This window comes from Thalassospira sp. MBR-102 (assembly GCF_040549275.1).
GTDB lineage: Bacteria > Pseudomonadota > Alphaproteobacteria > Rhodospirillales > Thalassospiraceae > Thalassospira > Thalassospira xiamenensis.
Genome location: NZ_JBEPTC010000004.1, coordinates 115,624 through 134,871, shown reverse-complemented (window position 1 = coordinate 134,871; position 19,248 = coordinate 115,624). Strand labels below are relative to the sequence as shown.

Sequence of the window (19,248 nt, the reverse complement as noted above, 5' to 3'; positions counted from 1 at the left end):
ATTCAATGTGCAGCCCGGCCCGGCCTTTGATTTTGGTTTTGATGATGTCTTGACGCGAACGGGTTTCGCGGATCAGACCAGAACCATCCCTTCGTCGGAATCAATGGCTTCGTCACCGGTGGTTTCCGCGCCAAGCAGCATTTCATTATGCGGCTTGCCCGACGGAATCATCGGATAGCAGTTTTCCTTGTCATCCACAGCCACATCAAGGATCACCGGACCATCAATCTCAAGCATCTGCTTAAGTGTATCGTCCAGATCGGCCGGGTTGTTGCAGGTAAGACCGGTAAAGCCGAATGCCTCGGACAGTTTCACGAAATCCGGAAGGGATTCGCTGTAACTTTCCGAATAGCGCGACCCGTGCAGCAATTGCTGCCATTGGCGGACCATGCCCATGTAACGGTTGTTCAGGATGACGGTTTTCACCGGCAGGCGATACTGGGTCAGCGTCGCGCATTCCTGAATATTCATCATGATCGATGCATCACCGGTAAAGCAGACAACGGTGGCATCCGGGTGGGCAACCTGAACGCCAAGGGCCGCAGGCATGCCATAACCCATGGTGCCAAGCCCGCCCGACGTCATCCATTCATGCGGATGTTCAAATCCGAAATGCTGGGCCGCCCACATCTGGTGCTGTCCGACATCGGTGGTAATGTATGTCTTGCGATCACGCGTGAGTGCATGAACGCGACGGATCACATGCTGCGGCTTGATGATATCCTTGGGCTGCTTGTAGGACAGGCAATGCTTGCCCCGCCAGCCTTCGATCTCGTCCCACCAGCTATCAAGCGCCTTGGCTTCGATCTTGTGCTGTTTGGCCTTCCAGATTTTCATCATGTCTTCAAGGACATGACCGACATCGCCGACAATCCCGATATCGACCGGAACGTTTTTGTTGATCGAGCTTTGATCAATATCGATCTGGACTTTCTGCGAACCCGGCGAGAAGAAATCAAGGTTGCCGGTCACGCGGTCATCAAATCTTGCACCAACCGCAATCATCACATCGCAATCGTGCATCGCCATGTTCGCTTCGTACGTACCATGCATGCCCAGCATGCCAAGATACTGTTTATCCGAAGCCGGATAGGCACCAAGCCCCATCAGCGTCAGCGTGATCGGAATACCGGTCAGACGGGTGAATTCCGTCAGAACCTTGCAGGCCTGGCTGCCGGAATTGATGACGCCACCACCGCAATACAGGATCGGCTTTTTCGCCGATGCCAGCAGTTCCAGCGCTTCCTCGATCTGGCCACGGTCGCCTTTGACAACCGGGTTATAGGTGCGGTGCTGAACCTGTGACGGTTCAAGATACGGTGCCTTGGCAACCAGAATATCTTTCGGCAGGTCGATCACAACCGGACCCGGGCGGCCACTTGACGCAACGTGGAATGCTTCATGCATCGTGCGGGCAAGCTTGGCACTATCCTTCACCAGATAGTTATGCTTGGTGCAGGGGCGGGTGATGCCGGTGGTGTCGGCTTCCTGAAAGGCGTCATTGCCGATCAGGTGGGTCGGAACCTGCCCGGTCAGGCAGACAATGGGAATCGAATCCATCAACGCGTCGGTAAGGCCGGTAACGGCGTTCGTTGCACCCGGACCACTGGTTACCAGAACAACGCCGACCTTTCCGGTCGAACGTGCGTAACCTTCGGCGGCATGCACGGCTGCCTGTTCATGGCGTACTAGGATATGACGAATCCTGTTTTGCTTAAATATCTCGTCATATAGCGGTAGGACGGCGCCGCCGGGATAGCCGAACACGACTTCCACACCCTGATCGACCAGGGCCTGCAACACTACTTCCGAACCGCTTAAAATACGTTCTGCCATGTTTTTCGAGCCTCTTCCTTAGCGACAACAACGTGTCGCGTGATAACCGCGTGGTTGATACATGATCCAATTACCCTTGAACTGGAGTTGAAAAATCCGCCGAAACGGCGGTTTTCCGCCATTTCGACGGCGGAAGGGCCAACCTATCGCCTCACTTTGGCGTGGTCAACAGAAATTGGTGAACATCATTACGCAATTTGTCTGCCAAACTTTCCGAATATTGCGTGTCGATGATCTCCTTGTCACTCATCTGATGACGAAACCACGTTAATTGACGCTTGGCATAACGCCGGGTTTCGCGTTGTGATTTCTCTTTGGCGGTCTCAAGATCGATCTCGCCGGCAAGGTAGGCTGCAATCTCGCGCACGCCGACGGCCTTCATCACGGGCGCTGTTTTCGGCAGGTTTTCAGCCAGAAGTCCGCGAACTTCCTCAATCGCGCCCTGTTCGATCATCAAATCAAAACGCCGGTTGCAGCGATCATAAAGAATGTCGCGCGGTGGCATGTAACACAGCTTTTTGAAAACCATGCCGTCGGGCGGGGTTACCATCGCTTCGCGGTGCCATGCCGCCACCCCGCGCCCCGTGCCCGCCAGAACTTCGGCCGCACGAATCAGGCGCTGGGTATTTGACGGATCAAGGGTGGCGGCGGTGTCGGGATCGCGTTTGGCAAATGCTTCAAAAAAGGCCTGATGTCCGTCTTTTTCAAGCTCGGCTGTGACCTGGTTGCGAATCCCGGCAGGAATATCGGGAATCGGCGCGATCCCCTCGGTCAGGGCATTCAGATACATGCCCGTACCCCCGGTAATGATCGGAAGCTTGCCGCTTGCATGACATTCGGCAATTTCCGCCATCGCCATCTCGCGCCATTTCCCGGCCGAACATGCCTCGCGCCCGGATAGTACGCCATAAAGCCGATGCGGCGCGCGCGCGATCTCGCGGTCATCGGGCCGCGCACTCAACACACGTAGTTCCCTATAGACCTGCATGCTGTCGGCATTGATCACCACACCGTCAAACGCCTCCGCCAGATCAAGTGCCAAGGCGGACTTGCCGCTGGCGGTCGGTCCGGCAACGATCAGGACGGGTTGGAAGGTCTTGTTATTCATTCTTCTAGGTTTGCCGGTCGTATGAAAAATTTGATTTGCTGGGGCTCAAACAAGATATTCGCAATCTCCGCCATGGCAAGCTGATCGACAACATCGCAGGTAGCTTCGGAAGCAGATTTTGTCTTCTTACGCTCGTTGCTTGTTGTGTTTTCTGACATTCCTTAACCTCCCTTGTTTGAAACCCGGCTTGACAGAATATCGGTCTGTAACGGTTATGTATCAAACTTTTCTTGTCATCGCGTCCCGCAATACGGATAAAGACGAAAATCTGATTTACCTGTGTCCCGTCAAGGAGCCCGCAATCCATGGATCTGGTCCTGACCCTGATCGCTGCCCCCAATTCGAATGCGCTAGGTGACGATATTGTCGCGCGCGCCAAAACCGTTCTGGCCGGGGCTGGGGCGCGTGTCGGGGATGTTTCGTGGCTGGCGGCGGGTGAGGCCTGCGATATCGGCTTTGGCGGGCTCAGCCTCGATATTGCCGATACGGCTCTTCGCGATGCCGCTCTTGGTGTCGATGCCGTGACCCAGACTGCCAAAACGCGCCGCAAAAAACTGCTGATTGCCGATATGGACAGCACCATGGTCACCGGTGAAACGCTTGATGAGCTGGCGGCCTTTGCCGGGGTCAAGGACCGGGTTGCGGCGATAACCGCGCGTGCGATGAATGGCGAACTGGATTTCGAGGCTGCCCTTGATGAACGGGTCGGGTTGCTGGATGGCATGTCGACCGACATGCTGGCCGAGGCATGGAAAACCGTTGAATATACTGGCGGTGCCAAAACGCTGGTTGCGACCATGAAGGCCAATGGTGCCTACGCTGCCCTTGTGTCGGGCGGGTTTGATTTCTTTACCGGTGCCGTGCGTCGTGAACTGGGGTTTGATTTTGATCAGGCCAATGTGCTGATCACCAAAGACGGCACATTGACCGGCAAGGTTCAGAAACCGGTGCTTGACCGTCAGGCAAAGGTCGATGCGCTTGAAAAACTGACCGCCCAGCAGGGTGTCGGGGTTGAGGACGCCATTGCGGTTGGCGATGGCGCCAATGATCTTCAGATGATTTCACTGGCCGGGACCGGTGTGGCGTTTCATGCCAAACCATCGGTTCAGGAACAGGCGCGCATCTGCATCAATCATGGTGATCTGACCGCATTGTTGTATCTGCAAGGATATGCACAATCCGATTTTTCGAGCTGATGGCGGCAATCATAAGCCGGAATGCAAAGAGGGCGGCCCGCAAAGGCCGCCCTCTTTGATTTTGGGAGAGTAAAACCCGAAGGTCTTAATCTTCCTTATTCAGCGTCAGGCCGAAGTAACGCGGTCCCGCCGAGGTTTCAATCAGCATTAGGATGGTGCGTTTGTCATCATCCATTGCCTTTTTGACCGCGTCTGAAACTTCCTCGACCGAGGAAACCGAGCTGTGCGATGCCTCGATAATGATGTCGCCCGGGCGAACACCCTTTTCGGCGGCATAGCTGTCACGATTAACCTCGGTCACGATGACACCCTCGGTGCCTTCGGCCAGGTTATAGCGGCGGCGCAGTTCATCATCGACATTGGCAATCTTCATGCCCAGCGGCTTGATTTCGGCTTCGGCAATTGCGACCGGTGCCTGTTCTTCGCCCGGTTCCGCAGATGTTGCGACAACGTCTTCTTCAAGTTCGCCAAGTTCGACCTGAACGGTTTTCTTTTCTCCGTCACGCCAGATCACAACGTCGACATCCTTGCCGATTTTGGTTTCGGCAACGATACGTGGCAGGCGGCGCATGCTTTCGACTTCCTTGCCGTCAAACGACAGGATGACGTCGCCCTGTTTGATGCCAGCAGCTTTTGCCGGGCCATCATCGGATACACCGGCAACCATCGCGCCGGTCGATTTATCAAGTCCGACCGAGTCTGCGATATCGTCGGTCACGGTCTGGATGTGAACACCCAGCCAGCCACGACGGGTCCGACCATATTCCTTGAGCTGATCAACAACCGACTGTGCAATTGCCGAGGGAATGGCAAAGCCGATACCGACCGAACCGCCCGACGGCGAATAGATTGCACTGTTGATACCGATGACATCGCCATCAAGGTTAAACAGCGGCCCGCCCGAGTTGCCCCGGTTGATCGATGCATCCGTCTGAATGAAATCGTCATACGGACCCTGATTGATGTCGCGGTTGCGTGCCGAAATGATCCCGGCGGTCACCGTGCCACCAAGGCCAAACGGGTTACCGATCGCCATGGCCCAGTCACCAATGCGGGAATGATCGGAGTCACCCCAATTGACGAAGGGCAGGTCTTCTTCCGGTTCGACTTTCAGAAGTGCGACATCCGTTTTCGGGTCACGGCCAATCAGTTTTGCCGGAAGGGTATCGCCATCATGCAGGCGCACCGTGATTTCGTCGGCACCATCGATCACATGGTTGTTGGTCACGATGTAACCGTCAGCCGAAATGATAAAGCCCGAACCAAGTGCGGTCGCACGGCGCTGTTGAGGAGTCTGGCCTTGGCCCTGTCCGCCTTGTCCGTTGCGATCCATAAAGTCCTTGAAAAGATCCTCAAACGGCGAGCCGGGAGGGAACTGGAAGTCCGGTCCCTGACGTTCGGCCACCATCTGACTGGTCGAGATATTTACCACACTGGGCAGAAGCTTTTCGGCCAGGTCTGCGAAACTTTCAGGAGCGGGGCGAGCGTTCGCAATCTGCGAGACGCTGGTCACGCCAAGAAGAACAATCACCAGCGCAGCCGTAAATCTGCTTCGCGCCGGGTTGTATAATGCTTTTAGCATGTGTCTGATCCTGTTCGTTGCCGCGTTCACGGTATTGAATTTTTGCAGCACGCGATGCTGTTCTTTTGGATAGTTCATGCACCGCTTAACTAGCCAAGTTAGCGCCGAGTTTGTCAGAAATTTGGCAGGCTTGAGAAAAATCAAGGAAGAGCTCGGGTTTTTCTGTGTTTTCACACAAGAAGGCGCAAACATGCGCGAAATGCCTTGAAACTTTGCCCTCAAAGCCAGACCCGCATCCCCCAGATCGCAGCAATGGCGGCAATCGCGGCAACAAGGCCACCGATCCGAAGCTGGGATTCGGGGATTTCCTGCATTAGCTCCATCACACGTTTCGCCCCGCCCGGGAACAGCGAATAAAACATTCCCTCCAGCGCGATGGCCAGGAGAATAGCTGTGGCGAGTTCCTTCATGGGCGTGGACGTTCCGGCGTTTCTATGAACCTGTGTGCGATATAACTATCAACAGGACATTATTTTCAAACAAAAAAGGGCGACCGGCACACTATGCCGGTCGCCCTAGTGCTTTGTCCAGCACCCGTTTGTCTAGCGCGTTGCGCCAAGCGTGGAGTTATTAAAGTACTGGAAGAACTCGGAATCTGGTGAAATCACCATGGTCGAGCCATCCGAAAGAGCCTCGCGGTAGGCTTCAAGCGAACGATAGAACTCGAAGAAGCCGGCATCCTTGCCATAGGCTTCACCCAGAACGATGTTTCGCTCGCCATCGCCTTCACCGCGCAAGACTTCGGCCTGACGGCGGGCTTCGGCAAGAATGCCAACCCGTTCACGATCTGCTTCGGCCTGAATTTTCGCCTTAAGCTCTTCACCCTCGGCGCGAAGCTGTGCGGCTTCGGCGATACGCGAAGAACGCATACGGTTATACACCGCCTGCGACGTTTCCTGCGGAAGGTCGGTACGACCGATACGGACATCGATCAGTTCGACACCGAATTCCTTGGCCGGTTCGATCAGGGTCGCCTGGATTTTCTCCATGATCTGTGACCGGTTGTCCGACAGCAGGGCGACAAGCGGGGCTTGTGCAAGTTCGCCACGAATGACCGAGTTCAGACGCTGGCCAAACAGCTGAACAAAGTTCGCCGAGTTGGTTGCGCGCTGACGGAACTGCAACGGATCAACGATTTTCCAGCGGGCAAAACTGTCGACATTGACACGTTTCTGGTCCGACAGAAGAACCTGCTGCACCGGCGGATCAAGTTCAAGAATGCGGCGTTCGTAATATTCCACATTCTGGATCGGCAGTTTGAAATGCAGACCCGGTTCGGAAATCGCATGAACCGGATTACCGAACTGAAGCACCAGTGCCTGCTGGTCCTGACGGACGGTAAACATGCACATGGATGCAACCACGGCCGCGATGACGACAACGACGCCGGTGGCAATAAGTTTAGGACTTGCCATTAGTTGTTGCCTCCTGCGTTCGAGCGTTTCTGGATTTCGGGCAATGGCAGGTAAGGAACGACGCCATTGGCACCTTCACCCTTCTGATCGAGAATGACCTTGTTGGAGTTCTTCAGAACATCCTGCATGGTTTCAAGATACAGACGACGCGTGGTGACATCCTTCGCGGTCAGGTAGGAATTATAAACCGAGATAAAGCGTTCTGCTTCACCCTGGGCATTCTTCACAACTTGATCCTTGTAAGCGCGGGCTTCAAGAACCAGACGTTCTGCTTCACCTTTTGCACGCGGGATGATGTCGTTACGGTATGCCAGTGCTTCGTTCTGGGAACGATCACGGTCCTGACGGGCACGCTGCACGTCGTTGAACGCATCAATAACGTCACGCGGCGGATCAACCTTCTGCATTTTCACTTCTGCAATGAAAATACCCGAAGCATAGCCATCCATGATCGATTGCAGCAGGGTGCGTGTCTGCTCTTCAACGCGCACACGACCAACCGTCAGGGCTTCTTCCAGACTGGTTTTGCCGATGACTTCGCGGATCGAACTTTCAGCTGCAAGCTTGATGGTGTTTTCCGGATCGCGAACATTGAACAAGTAGGCACCCGCATCGCTGATGCGCCACTGAACGACATAATCAATGTCGATAATGTTCTGATCACCGGTCAGCATCAGGCTTTCTTCCGGGACATCACGGGCACCACCGGTGCCGGTGCCATTGCCACGGTAACCGATTTCAATCTGGTTGGTGCGTTCGACGTTCGGCTTGATGACTTCGCCAATCGGGGCGGGCAGGAAATAATTCAGACCCGGACCGGTCGTGCCAACCCATTTGCCAAACAGAAGTGTAACACCCTGTTCGCCCGGCTGGACGCGATAGAAGCCTGTCAAAAGCCACAACCCGATTATGGCAATACCGATCAGGACAAAGCCTTTATAGCCACCACCACCGGGGAACAGCCGCTTCAAGCGTTCCTGGCCTTTACGAATAATTTCATCAAAATCGGGGGGCGTGTTACCACCACCGCCGCCGCCACCCTGAGGACGCTGTCCCCACGGATTGCGGCCGCCGCCATTGTTTCCGCCACCACCCCAGGGGCCGCCGCCCCCTTGTGAATTCCAAGGCATCGAGTGTCTTCCTCTTCTTGCCGTTCGGTGTTTATTTATGCTTACCGAGCTTGGGACATGAGCCCATCAATAACATGCCTGTTCACTTGCTTATCGCGGTCATCTGACCTATCTGCGCATCAAGAACCGTCTCAATCCTTTTATCGAAGCAGAGTTGCATGTAATTAATGGGGCCACGCCCTAAGGCCTTATATGACAGCTTGTCCTGCAAAACAACGATACGCGCCTGCAGGTTCTGTACGATCACGGACTTAAGCCATTTTTCGGAGACTGCAATATGACCTCGCCCAACCGGGAACGCATTACTGAAGCCCTTTCAAGTGTTATCGATCCGGCTGACGGCAAGACTATCGTTGAAAAGGGTATGGTACAAGGCATTGATATTCATGACGAAACCGTGAACGTCATAATCGCTGTTGACCCGCAACGCGGGGCTTCTCTTGAAGATCTGCGTCTTGCGGCCGAACGTGCCGTTGCCAATGTGAACGGGGTCACAACAGCTCGTGTGGCCCTTACCGCAGAGCGTCCCAAAGGGGCTTCTGCCCCGGCCCAAGGTGGTCATTCGCATCCCCATTCTCATGATCATACACATGGGGCGCAACAGGGCGCACCGCAAGCAGGGCAACGTCCGCAAGGTGCAGGGCAAAAGCCGCTCGAAATGACGGGTGTCCGCTCGATCGTCACGGTTGCGTCGGGTAAGGGCGGGGTGGGGAAATCCACCACTTCGGTCAATCTGGCGCTTTCACTGGCGGCCAAGGGGCTTAAGGTCGGTCTTCTCGATGCCGATATCTATGGCCCCAGCCTGCCACGGATGATGGGCCTTCGTGATGCCAAACCAAGTCATTCCGACAAGGAAGGCAAAATGGTGCCGCCGTCGGCCTTTGGCATCCGGATCATGTCTATCGGGTTTATGGTCGATGAAGAACAGCCGGTGATCTGGCGTGGACCGATGGCGATGGGCGCGCTCGAACAGCTTCTGCGCGACAGCGATTGGGGCGAACTCGATGTTCTGGTCGTCGACATGCCACCGGGCACTGGCGATATCCAGCTTTCGATGGCACAACGCGTGCCGGTCACGGGGGCGGTTATCGTTTCCACCCCGCAGGACATTGCCCTTTTGGATGCGCGCAAGGGACTTAATATGTTCCGCAAGGTCAATGTGCCGGTGCTTGGCCTGATCGAGAATATGAGTTATTACAAATGCCCGGAATGCGGCCATGTCGATCATGTCTTTGATCATGGTGGTGCACGCAAGGCCGCCGATGAACTGGGCGTACCGTTTCTTGGTGAAATCCCGCTGGACCTTAAAATCCGGCTGGGTGCGGATGAAGGCAAACCGATCATTCATACCGATCCGAACGGCGAACATTCCAAGGCCTATGCCGCGATTGCCGACAAGATTGCCGCGGCAATTGACGAACGCGTCGGACCGAAAACTGCACCGAAGAAAAGCCTGTTCCCGAAAATCAGCTTCCGTTAGGTCGCCCGACTTTCGCCTAATAATTGCTGGCACCCTGCAAAACTTCTTGAGTGATGCGTTGCAGGGTGCCGTTTTCGCGCAGTTCTTCGATGGATCGATTGATCATCGTCACCGTCGATATTGTCGATGATGCACGGTTGAATACGATATAGGTCGGGTTTTCCCGGATCGGGGTTTCGCTGCGGACGACCTTGTCGCTTAGTCCCAGCCGTTTGACCCAGACATCCCCTGCCTCGCCAATCGCGATGACGGTATCGACCCGGCCAAGTGCCAGCATCTGAAAATTCTGTTCGTCCCCGGTGGCTTCGGATGCGCTAAACACGCCGCGTTTGCGCGCATCATCAATCTGATCCCCGTAGCTCCATCCGCGAATGACACCAACGGTTTGGCCGCGCAGGTCATCAATATCGGTTGGATTGTCGAATGTGCTCTGGCGTTGATACAGCATCAGCTGTTCTATATGGATCGGCTCGGAAAAGACGTATTTCTTCTGGCGTTCAAGATTCTTGTATATCCCGGCAGCACCGCCCTTGTTGGCATCAAGGTTTTCAATGGCGCGTTTCCAGGGGACGGCAACGACATCGACATTTATGCCGGCATGTCTGAAAATTGCACGGATCAGGGCCGGGTAAATGCCCACGGCCTCATCCCCGGCACGATACATAAAAGGCGGATTGGCTTCGTCGACATAAATGGTTTCGGCATGGCTTTGCGTCGCCGGTATCAGGACCGCGAAGGCCATGCCGACGACGAGTATCAATAGGGCAAATAATCTTGCCGGAAATGTCATTCTGGCCCCTGATGATGCTTCTGTACCGTAAAGAAGACATGGGGCGTCAGGATGCTGCCGACAAGGAATGCGATGCTGCAAAGCGATATTCCAGTGCCGCGATGCCCATAACGCCCAGTGCCTGTACGATGACAAAGCCATATCCGATGGCTGTAGGAACGCCAACCGGGGCAATCAGCACCGCAAGACTGGCAAGGACCCAGCACAGATTGCCCACAACGATCAACCGGACAAGAAAGCCATTTGGACGGGCTTGCCATCCGGTGGCAGACATCAAAACGGCACAGGGAAACAGGATGATCCCGGCATAAAGCAGCAAATCGGCAGGCAGGCCCAGCAGGCCCGCAAGGAAAGCATTGCCGATACACAGCAGCAGGCCGAAGAGAAGGCAGGTTGCCGCGTCAAGCATCAGGACGGTTTTCAGCATTTTGTTTGGCACATCAATAGACATCTTTTTGACCTTTCGGTTGATTGTTGTTCGCGAACCTTGCCGAAAAGTGCGAAAGAATACGATTACCTGACAGGTAATGTTGGTTCGAATTGATCGGTGTTAGGATTACGTCATCAATAATGATGGTGATCTGATGAGCGCGATAAAACCCGATCTGTTTGGCAATGTGCTTAAGGTCTGGCGCAAGCAGCGCCGTATGAGCCAGCTTGACCTTGCAAGCGAGGCCGCCATATCGACCCGGCATCTGAGCTTTCTTGAAACCGGTCGCGCCCGGCCCAGCCGCGACATGGTTTTGCATCTGTCCGAATGTCTTGATGTGCCGCTGCGCGAACGCAATGCAATGCTGATCGCGGGGGGCTTTGCACCGATCTATGCCGAACATGATCTTGGCACCGAACAGTCGGCTGCAATCCGGGCGGCGGTGGATCGAATCCTTACCGCACATGAACCCTATCCGGCGCTGGCAATGGACCGGCACTGGAACATGGTGGCGGCGAACCGGGTCGTACCGTTATTGCTTGGCGGGGTTGATCCCCAATTTCTGAAACCGCCGGTCAATATCCTGCGGCTGAGCCTCCATCCTAACGGGCTTGCACCTCGGGTCGTGAATTACGTCGAATGGCGCGACCATTTGCTGGATCGATTGCGTCGCCAGATTGTAGTGACGGCCGATGCAAAACTGCGCTGCCTTTATGATGAAGCCAGTCGTTATCATGCGCCCGCAAATGCGGACGAACCCGGTGCCGCTGACGGGGCGGGGGATCTGTCCGGGCTTGTCGTGCCGCTGGTTTTGCAAAGTGACGCCGGTGAATTGCGTTTTGTCAGCACAACCACGGTCTTTGGCACTCCGGTCGAAGTCACATTGTCCGAACTTGCCATCGAAACCCTGTTGCCAGCCGACACCCAAACGGCGGCCATTTTGCGGGGGCTGGCGGTCGACTTGCGTTAATTTGAACCGAACCGGGCCAAAGCACAAAACCCCGCCAGATTTCTCTGACGGGGTTTTGTGTTTGTAGTGTAGACGGCTTACTGGACGGCTTCTGCCATGAAGTTCGGCATCCAGCCTTCGTTCAGTTCGCGCAGCTCGGCAAGGGATACCTTGGCACCACCATCAATGGTCACCGCATCACCCCCGGCCTGACCGATGATGACCGCGGCGACATTGGCGCTGCTAGCGGCATTCAGGACCTTGTCCGGATCGCGGGTGGCGATCACGTAACGGCCCTGATCCTCGCCAAACAGCCATGCGACTTCGCTGCCGGCTTCGGGCAGGTGCAGGTCAGCACCAATATTGCCGGCAAGGCACATTTCGGCAACCGCGACCAGAAGACCGCCATCGGCGATATCATGGCAAGTACGTACCAGACCAAGCTCGATCAGTTCGCGCACCAGCGTACCGGCACGTTTTTCCGCATTCAGGTCGACCGGCGGCGGGGCGCCTTCTTCGCGGCCCTCAATGGTTTTAAGATACAGTGACTGGCCAAGTTCACCGGTCGCGGCACCGATCATGATCAACGCACTGTCATCGCGTTTGATGGCGATGGTGGCATGATGGCCCAGATCGGAAATCACCCCCACGCCGCCAATTGCCGGGGTCGGCATGATACCGACGCCATTGGTTTCGTTATACAGCGACACGTTGCCCGAAACGACCGGGAAGTCGAGTGCGATGCAGGCCTCGGCAATGCCCTGACAGGCACCAACGAACTGCCCCATGATGCGCGGGCGTTCCGGGTTGCCGAAATTCATATTGTCCGTGATCGCAAGCGGCTTGGCACCGGTGGCAACCAGGTTGCGATAGGCTTCGGCAACGGCCTGTTTGCCACCTTCGACCGGATCGGCCATGACATAGCGCGGGGTGCAGTCGGTGGTGGCTGCAATGCCCTTGTTCGTGCCCGAAACGCGCACGACACCGGCATCCCCGCCCGGACGAACAATCGTGTTGCCCATGACCAGGTGGTCATACTGTTCCCAGATCCAGCGACGCGATGCCAGATCGGACGACGCCATCAGGGTTTTAAGCGCATCAACATGGCTGACCTTGCCCGAAATGCTGGCCGGATCGATACGATCCTGCTTCGGGGTCGATTCCCACGGACGATCATATTCCGGCGATGCTTCGGCCAGCGGATCGATTGGAAGATCACCGGCAACCTCGCCATGCCATTTCAGAACCATGCGTTTGGTATCGGTCAGGATACCGATGACGGCAAAGTCGAGTTCCCATTTGTCAAAGATCGCCTTGGCGGCGTCTTCGCAACCGGGTTTCAGGACCATCAGCATGCGTTCCTGCGATTCTGAAAGCATCAGTTCGTAGGGCGTCATGCCTTCTTCGCGCATCGGGACTTTATCGAGCCACAGTTCGACACCAACGCCGCCCTTGGACGCCATTTCGAACGAGGAGGATGTCAGACCGGCCGCCCCCATATCCTGAATGGCGACGATCATGTCGGTCGCCATCAGTTCAAGGCAGGCTTCCAGCAGAAGCTTTTCGGTGAACGGATCGCCGACCTGAACGGTAGGACGCTTTTCATCGCTGTCGTCATCGAACTCGGCCGAGGCCATGGTCGCGCCATGGATACCGTCACGGCCGGTTTTCGAACCGACATAGACAACCGGGTTTCCGATACCGGCTGCTGCCGAATAGAATATGTTGTCTGCATCGGCCAGACCCACGGTCATCGCATTGACCAGGATATTGCCGTTATAGGAAGCATGGAAATTGGTTTCCCCACCGATGGTCGGGACACCCATGCAATTGCCGTAACCGCCGATGCCTTCGACCACACCGCTTAGCAGGTGGCGGGTTTTCGGGTGATCCGGCTCGCCAAAGCGAAGCGCATTAAGATTTGCAACCGGACGGGCACCCATGGTGAATACGTCACGCATGATGCCGCCAACGCCGGTTGCCGCACCCTGATAGGGTTCGATAAAGGACGGGTGATTGTGGCTTTCCATCTTGAATACGGCGGCCTGACCATCACCAATGTCAATAACACCGGCATTTTCGCCCGGACCCTGAATGACCCAGTCTGCCTTGGTCGGAAGGGTTTTGAGCCATTTTTTCGATGATTTGTAGGAGCAATGCTCCGACCACATTACCGAAAAAATGCCAAGCTCGTTGATATTGGGCTCACGGCCCATGATTTCGAGGACGAGTTTGTACTCTTCCTCGTTCAGCCCGTGTTCCTTGACCAGTTCCGGCGTGATCGGGGTGTTGAAATCGTTAGCACTCACGATGCTGCCTCCACCAAGCTTTTGAATAGATTGCGGCCATCGGTGCCACCATGGAGCGGATCAATCGCATTTTCCGGGTGCGGCATCATGCCAAGGACATTGCCCGCCTCGTTGATGATGCCGGCAATATTGCGCTGCGACCCGTTCAGATTGGTTGCCGGATCAACAACACCATTGGCATCGCAATAGCGCAGAACAACGCGACCTTCGCCTTCAAGGCGGTCAAGCGTTTCGCTATCGGCAAAGAAGTTGCCGTCATGATGGGCCACCGGATAATCGACAACGTCGCCGGTTTTGTAATGGTTGGTGAAGCGCGTATTGGTATTTTCGATCTTCAGATGCGTGTTCTTGCAGATGAATTTCAGGCTGGCATTGCGCATCAGCGCACCGGGCAACAGGCCTGCTTCTGTCAGAATCTGGAAACCGTTACAAACGCCAAGGATGGTCACACCGGCTTTGGCGCGTTTGGCAACCGCACGCATGATCGGGGATTTGGCCGCCATGGCGCCACAACGCAGATAGTCGCCATAGGAAAAACCACCCGGGACCATGATGATGTCGGTCTTTGGCAGTTCGGTTTCGCCATGCCAAACCACGGTTGGCTTGGTGCCGGTGGCCTGTTCGAGTGCTGCAATGGCGTCATTCTCCCGGTTAATGCCGGGGAAGAGGATGACAGCGGATTTCATGAAATACCGTCTCTCGATTAATATCCGTTACTTGATCGCGACAGACAAAGGCCCTGCAACGGCAAAGCCCCGCCCGGGCAGTTAGGCCAGCTCGATGCTGTAATCTTCGATCACGGTATTGGCGAGAAGCTTCTCGCACATTTCCTTGACCTCGGCGCGTGCCTTTTCGACGTCGCTGCCATCCAGTTCGAGTTCGATGAACTTGCCCTGACGGACATCATTGACACCGGCAAAACCAAGACCCTGAAGGGCGTGGTGAACGGCTTTACCCTGCGGGTCAAGAACACCGTTCTTCAGGGTGACGTGGACACGTGCTTTCACGAGAAGCTCCTTTGAGTGCGCACTCGCCATACGGCGATACTTGTTTGCAAACAATAATGTACCGGTTCCGAAGGTTCCGGCGTCGATAAGAAAAGGCCGCGCAAGCGCGGCCTTTGGATTATTTGTCTTTGTTCAGCGATTCTATATCTGCTGACTCAGGCAGGACGCCGAGACGGCGCGCCACTTCCTGATAGGCTTCTTCTACCCCGCCAAGATCGCGGCGGAACCGGTCCTTGTCCATCTTTTCGTTGGTGACGGCGTCCCAAAGGCGGCAGTTGTCCGGGCTGAATTCATCGGCGAGAACCAGATGCATGAAGTCGCCTTCCCACACCCGGCCAAATTCAAGTTTGAAATCGACCAGTTTGATGCCGATGCCGCGCATAAGACCGCACAGGTAATCATTGACGCGAAGGGTCATGCCAACGATTTCTTCGAGCTCTTCGGCACTTGCCCAGCCAAGGGCAAGGATATGCTCGTCAGAAACCAGCGGATCGCCAAGGGCGTCGTCTTTGTAATAAAATTCGACAATCGGGCGCGGCAGACGTTCGCCTTCTTCAAGGCCAAGACGTTTTGCCATCGAACCGGCGACAATATTGCGCACCACGACTTCGATCGGAACGATTTCGCATTTCTTGCAAAGCTGTTCGCGCATGTTGATGCGGCGAATGAAATGCGTCGGGATACCGATTTCCGCCAGACGGGTCATGACGAATTCGGTAATCATGTTGTTCAGGACGCCTTTGCCGGCAATGGTGCCGCGCTTCTGTGCGTTGAACGCCGTGGCATCGTCCTTGAAATACTGGATGATGGTTCCGGGCTCGGTACCTTCGTACAAAACCTTGGCTTTACCCTCGTAGATGGGCTGCTTTCTGGACATTGGCGGGATCTTTCACATCTTTGCTCGCGGGGAGTGTCCCCGAGCACCCTGAAAATCGCGCCCCCCGTATAGCAGTGCTGACGCAGAAACTCAATTGCCGTGTAGGTCTATTTACGCAGACTTGATAATAGGATTTTGCAACTGTCCGTCTGACAGGTTGTTGCAGCGCAAATGGCCCGCCAAATCCGGGCGTTGCGAGGCGAAATTAGTGGGGTGCCTAAATCTCAACCGGGTGAAACGGAACCCTGTCTGGTTGGCCATTGGCGAACAGCCAGACCGGTCGGCGCGGCAGTTCGTTTTTCTGAGTCGGAATGGCCGGAAGGCCGATCAGGGAAGAACAGATCGTCTCGAACCCGATATTGCTGCGCACCAGCATGGCATCAGCACGGATGTCATGATGTTCTGGATCGGGTTCCATCAAGCCGGTATCGGCCAGAAGCGCCTGCCAGGCAAACCAGTCATCGGCTTCGGGATTGGGGGGCGGTGCCGTTAAAAAACGCGGAAGGTTGCGTTTGGTGCGTTCGCTGTTGGTCTTGTCATTCAGGTCATGGGCGGTGATCATCGACAATCCTTCGGGAATATCGGTGATTTCAATTTTGCCATCCCCCCGATTGGCCAGCCAGTAAGCATCGCGGTTATCGGCAATCACCATATTGAACGGTCGATAGGCTGTGCCATCAAGTTCGGCAAGTGCCTGGGCGGCATCAATGGCATCGGCATGATCAAGTGCTTCAAGCGGCAATTCCCCGCGGGACCGCTTGTCGTCGGCGGGGCCAAGTGTGCCAAACCGGTTCAGGACCGCTGCCACCACGCCATCTTCGTTGATGCCAAGCCATGTTCCGCCGCCGGTTTCATCCAGTCCGGCGATAACATCGGGGCGATCCTCCCAATGGCGGGCAGGGGCCTTCCATGGGCGGTTGTTCATTTCGTCGCGATTGGCGCCGATAATCACCGGCCATTCATGGTCGGGGCGGCGCAGAATGATAAATGTACACATGACCCAGATCAAAGCGACATGGACCGGCATTTGTCAAATTCAAAAGTATCACAGCACCACGGTGGCATGACGTGGTACAGTCCATAAATAAAGGACAACGGGGAAACGTCCCGCCAAAAAACAAATCAGATGGAGGAGTGCGCACATGACGAATTTGACCGAACGCGAACGCGGTTTTGAGGCAAAATACAGCTTTGATCTTGAACAGAATTTCCGCATCGAGGCCCACCTTTATAAAATGCTTGCCGTTTGGGCCGGCGATAAAATGGGTATGACCGAGGCCGAAAGTCAGGCCTATGCTGCAAAAGTCATCGGCGATGTTGTTACAAATCCTCAGGAAAACGGGGTGATTTCGGTGATTCTGGCCGATTTCGGACGGCACAATATCGATATGACGGTCAGCGAACTTAACCGTAAACTCGAAGCGTTACGCCCAATCGCACGTGCCGAAGTGCTCGAGGAATAGTTGTTTCCCCGAAATAAGAAAAAGTTCGGATTTGCAAACCATTAGCCGGTTTCGTATTCTGTTCCCGGATCAAGAAAGATTTCTGGTTGCAGCCACGCGTTTTTTTGCTTGTTAATGTTCGGGCATGGTTGTGGGTCAGGTAAAGAAGGGTAAAGGCTTTGCGTATCCTGTTGGCAGACGATCACGATCTGGTTCGTGAAGCATTATCACTGCTATTCCAGCAATATTTCGAAGGTTGTGAAGTGGTCGAAGCCGGGGCGCTTGACCCGGCACTGGAGCATATTGAAGCTCAGAATGATTTCGATCTGGTGCTTCTGGATTTGCGCATGCCCGGCATGAACGGGCTTGAGGGACTTAAACGCACACTTGAAAAGGCATCCAAAACAACCTCGGTCGTTTTGCTTTCCGGTGCCTATCGCAGCGAAGATGTACGTCATGCCATCGAAAATGGCGCACACGGCTTTATCCCCAAAACACTGCGCGGGCAGGCACTTGCCAATGCGATCCAGTTGGTTCTGGCGGGCGAAAAATATCTGCCATCCTCTATCCTTAATGACATGGGGGACGGATTTGGCGGCGGTAGCGACGGCGAACCGCGCATGGCTGGCGGATTTGGCAACGAAGGCGATTTCAGCCGGTTGACACCGCGGGAGCGTGAAGTTCTTGCGCTTTTGGCCGAAGGGCGGCCGAACAAGGATATCGCGCGGCATCTTGATCTGCGCGAAATTACGGTGAAATATCACCTGAAAAACATTTACCGCAAACTGCATGTGTCCAACCGTGCACAGGCGGTAAAAATCGCACTTGAAGATATGGCGCGCGCTGGAAACTTGTAGTAAGCTTGTCAAAGGCAGCGCTATCTGACGCTCGAAACCCGGCTCGTGATTTCACGGGCCGTTTTTCTTTGGCGGTTTGGGCTACTCCCCTCGTAATGTCACCTGAAACGAGGAACTAAAATGACCATCCGTATCGCCCTTGTCGGGGATTATAATCCCGCCGTTACTGCCCATCAGGCTATCCCCAAGGCCATTGGAATCGCGGCTGCCGAAATCGGTATTCCCGTTGAATATGACTGGATCGCAACGCCGTGTTTTGATGGTGGTGCGGGGCAGATACTGTCTGGCTATGACGGGATGTGGTGTGTTCCGGCCAGTCCGTATGAAAGTCTTGAAGGTGCCCTTGCCGCCATCCGCTTTGCGCGTGAAAACGATATTGCCTTTCTGGGCACGTGCGGTGGCTATCAGCATGCGGTTCTGGAATATGCGCGTAATGTTCTGGGGCTTTCCAATGCCGCGAATGCCGAAATTGATCCGGATGCGGAATTGCCGCTGATCGCGCCGCTAACCTGTGCATTGATTGATCAGGATGGCGGAATTGATCTGGCCGTGGGTAGCCTGATCCGTGATTATTGCGGATCGGATCATCTGATTGAAACCTATCGGTGCAGTTATGGGTTTAATCGTGATTATGCGGGGCTGCTGGCAGGGCAGGCATTGCAGATCAGTGCCTGGGATGCAGATGGTGATCCACGTGCGGTGGAGTTGCGCAATCATCGTTTCTTTATCGGCACGGCATTTCAGCCGGAACGATCCGCCCTGCGCGGTGAAAATCATCCGCTGATCACGGCCTTTGTCAAAGCTGCATCGGAAAAATAGCCACTCAAAAGGGCACCCCCG

At 55.2% G+C, this 19,248-nt stretch carries 20 protein-coding genes; 6 read left to right on the top strand and 14 right to left on the bottom strand.

Going from position 1 to position 19,248, the window contains the following annotated elements:
• Positions 1–72 precede the first annotated feature (72 nt).
• From ABIE64_RS09405 to ABIE64_RS09395, 3 genes are all read right to left on the bottom strand, one after another.
• Positions 73–1,836, bottom strand: a complete 1,764-nt coding sequence (locus ABIE64_RS09405) for an acetolactate synthase 3 large subunit (protein ID WP_007092046.1) — start codon at positions 1,834–1,836, stop codon at positions 73–75.
• A 151-nt stretch (positions 1,837–1,987) separates the two neighbouring features.
• Positions 1,988–2,944 carry a tRNA (adenosine(37)-N6)-dimethylallyltransferase MiaA gene (gene miaA, locus ABIE64_RS09400; protein WP_354377250.1) on the bottom strand — a complete coding sequence of 319 codons (957 nt, stop codon included), beginning with the start codon at positions 2,942–2,944 and terminating at the stop codon, positions 1,988–1,990.
• On the bottom strand, positions 2,941–3,102 hold the full coding sequence (locus ABIE64_RS09395) for a hypothetical protein (protein ID WP_354377249.1): 162 nt from the start codon (positions 3,100–3,102) through the stop codon (positions 2,941–2,943). Before ABIE64_RS09395 ends, miaA begins: the two co-directional genes overlap by 4 nt.
• 147 nt (positions 3,103–3,249) lie before the next feature.
• Here ABIE64_RS09395 and serB point away from each other — a divergent pair, with 147 nt between their 5' ends.
• Entirely contained in the window at positions 3,250–4,140 is an 891-nt protein-coding gene (gene serB / locus ABIE64_RS09390) for a phosphoserine phosphatase SerB (protein WP_037989861.1), read from the top strand.
• An 85-nt stretch (positions 4,141–4,225) separates the two neighbouring features.
• Here serB and ABIE64_RS09385 read toward each other — a convergent pair whose 3' ends face one another.
• The 4 genes from ABIE64_RS09385 to hflK form a co-directional block, all read right to left on the bottom strand.
• Positions 4,226–5,722, bottom strand: a complete 1,497-nt coding sequence (locus ABIE64_RS09385) for a DegQ family serine endoprotease (protein ID WP_114094796.1) — start codon at positions 5,720–5,722, stop codon at positions 4,226–4,228.
• A 218-nt stretch (positions 5,723–5,940) separates the two neighbouring features.
• On the bottom strand, positions 5,941–6,132 hold the full coding sequence (locus ABIE64_RS09380) for a DUF2065 family protein (protein ID WP_007092039.1): 192 nt from the start codon (positions 6,130–6,132) through the stop codon (positions 5,941–5,943).
• A gap of 132 nt (positions 6,133–6,264) precedes the next feature.
• Complete coding sequence (hflC, locus tag ABIE64_RS09375; protein WP_354377248.1) at positions 6,265–7,137, bottom strand: protease modulator HflC; 873 nt, start codon at positions 7,135–7,137, stop codon at positions 6,265–6,267.
• Positions 7,137–8,267 (bottom strand): FtsH protease activity modulator HflK, encoded by a 1,131-nt coding sequence (gene hflK, locus ABIE64_RS09370; protein ID WP_354377247.1) that lies wholly within the window; start codon positions 8,265–8,267, stop codon positions 7,137–7,139. The genes hflC and hflK overlap by 1 nt, the downstream gene beginning before the upstream one ends.
• 277 nt (positions 8,268–8,544) lie before the next feature.
• Between hflK and ABIE64_RS09365 the strand changes: the two genes are divergently transcribed.
• Positions 8,545–9,747, top strand: a complete 1,203-nt coding sequence (locus ABIE64_RS09365; RefSeq protein WP_354377246.1) for an Mrp/NBP35 family ATP-binding protein — start codon at positions 8,545–8,547, stop codon at positions 9,745–9,747.
• 16 nt (positions 9,748–9,763) lie between these two features.
• Here the strand turns inward: ABIE64_RS09365 and ABIE64_RS09360 are convergent, their stop codons facing one another.
• Both ABIE64_RS09360 and ABIE64_RS09355 read right to left on the bottom strand, forming a co-directional pair.
• Complete coding sequence (locus ABIE64_RS09360; protein ID WP_354377245.1) at positions 9,764–10,537, bottom strand: substrate-binding periplasmic protein; 774 nt, start codon at positions 10,535–10,537, stop codon at positions 9,764–9,766.
• A 46-nt stretch (positions 10,538–10,583) separates the two neighbouring features.
• Positions 10,584–10,988 carry a hypothetical protein gene (locus ABIE64_RS09355; protein WP_354377244.1) on the bottom strand — a complete coding sequence of 135 codons (405 nt, stop codon included), beginning with the start codon at positions 10,986–10,988 and terminating at the stop codon, positions 10,584–10,586.
• 133 nt (positions 10,989–11,121) lie between these two features.
• Here ABIE64_RS09355 and ABIE64_RS09350 point away from each other — a divergent pair, with 133 nt between their 5' ends.
• Positions 11,122–11,937: a helix-turn-helix domain-containing protein gene (locus ABIE64_RS09350; protein WP_354377243.1), complete on the top strand. Its 816-nt coding sequence runs from the start codon at positions 11,122–11,124 to the stop codon at positions 11,935–11,937.
• Between the two features lie 77 nt (positions 11,938–12,014).
• On the opposite strand, the gene purL is transcribed toward ABIE64_RS09350, so the two are convergent.
• The 5 genes from purL to ABIE64_RS09325 form a co-directional block, all read right to left on the bottom strand.
• Positions 12,015–14,225 (bottom strand): phosphoribosylformylglycinamidine synthase subunit PurL, encoded by a 2,211-nt coding sequence (purL, locus tag ABIE64_RS09345; RefSeq protein ID WP_354377242.1) that lies wholly within the window; start codon positions 14,223–14,225, stop codon positions 12,015–12,017.
• Positions 14,222–14,911, bottom strand: coding sequence for a phosphoribosylformylglycinamidine synthase subunit PurQ (gene purQ / locus ABIE64_RS09340; RefSeq protein WP_354377241.1), 690 nt, complete (start codon positions 14,909–14,911; stop codon positions 14,222–14,224). Before purQ ends, purL begins: the two co-directional genes overlap by 4 nt.
• Positions 14,912–14,992: 81 nt before the next feature.
• A complete protein-coding gene (gene purS, locus ABIE64_RS09335) occupies positions 14,993–15,232 on the bottom strand; it encodes a phosphoribosylformylglycinamidine synthase subunit PurS (protein WP_007092030.1) in 240 nt (79 codons plus the stop codon).
• Positions 15,233–15,350: 118 nt separating this feature from the next.
• Positions 15,351–16,109 (bottom strand): phosphoribosylaminoimidazolesuccinocarboxamide synthase, encoded by a 759-nt coding sequence (purC, locus tag ABIE64_RS09330; RefSeq protein ID WP_007092029.1) that lies wholly within the window; start codon positions 16,107–16,109, stop codon positions 15,351–15,353.
• A gap of 217 nt (positions 16,110–16,326) precedes the next feature.
• On the bottom strand, positions 16,327–17,106 hold the full coding sequence (locus tag ABIE64_RS09325) for an NRDE family protein (RefSeq protein ID WP_063092661.1): 780 nt from the start codon (positions 17,104–17,106) through the stop codon (positions 16,327–16,329).
• Positions 17,107–17,251: 145 nt separating this feature from the next.
• Here ABIE64_RS09325 and ABIE64_RS09320 point away from each other — a divergent pair, with 145 nt between their 5' ends.
• The 3 genes from ABIE64_RS09320 to ABIE64_RS09310 all read left to right on the top strand — a co-directional run bounded on the left by ABIE64_RS09320 (position 17,252) and on the right by ABIE64_RS09310 (position 19,227).
• A complete protein-coding gene (locus ABIE64_RS09320; protein WP_063092658.1) occupies positions 17,252–17,572 on the top strand; it encodes a DUF1476 domain-containing protein in 321 nt (106 codons plus the stop codon).
• A 158-nt stretch (positions 17,573–17,730) separates the two neighbouring features.
• Positions 17,731–18,408, top strand: coding sequence for a response regulator (locus ABIE64_RS09315; RefSeq protein WP_007092026.1), 678 nt, complete (start codon positions 17,731–17,733; stop codon positions 18,406–18,408).
• A 120-nt stretch (positions 18,409–18,528) separates the two neighbouring features.
• Positions 18,529–19,227: a CTP synthase C-terminal region-related (seleno)protein gene (locus ABIE64_RS09310; protein WP_037989875.1), complete on the top strand. Its 699-nt coding sequence runs from the start codon at positions 18,529–18,531 to the stop codon at positions 19,225–19,227.
• The last annotated feature ends 21 nt before the right edge of the window (positions 19,228–19,248 follow it).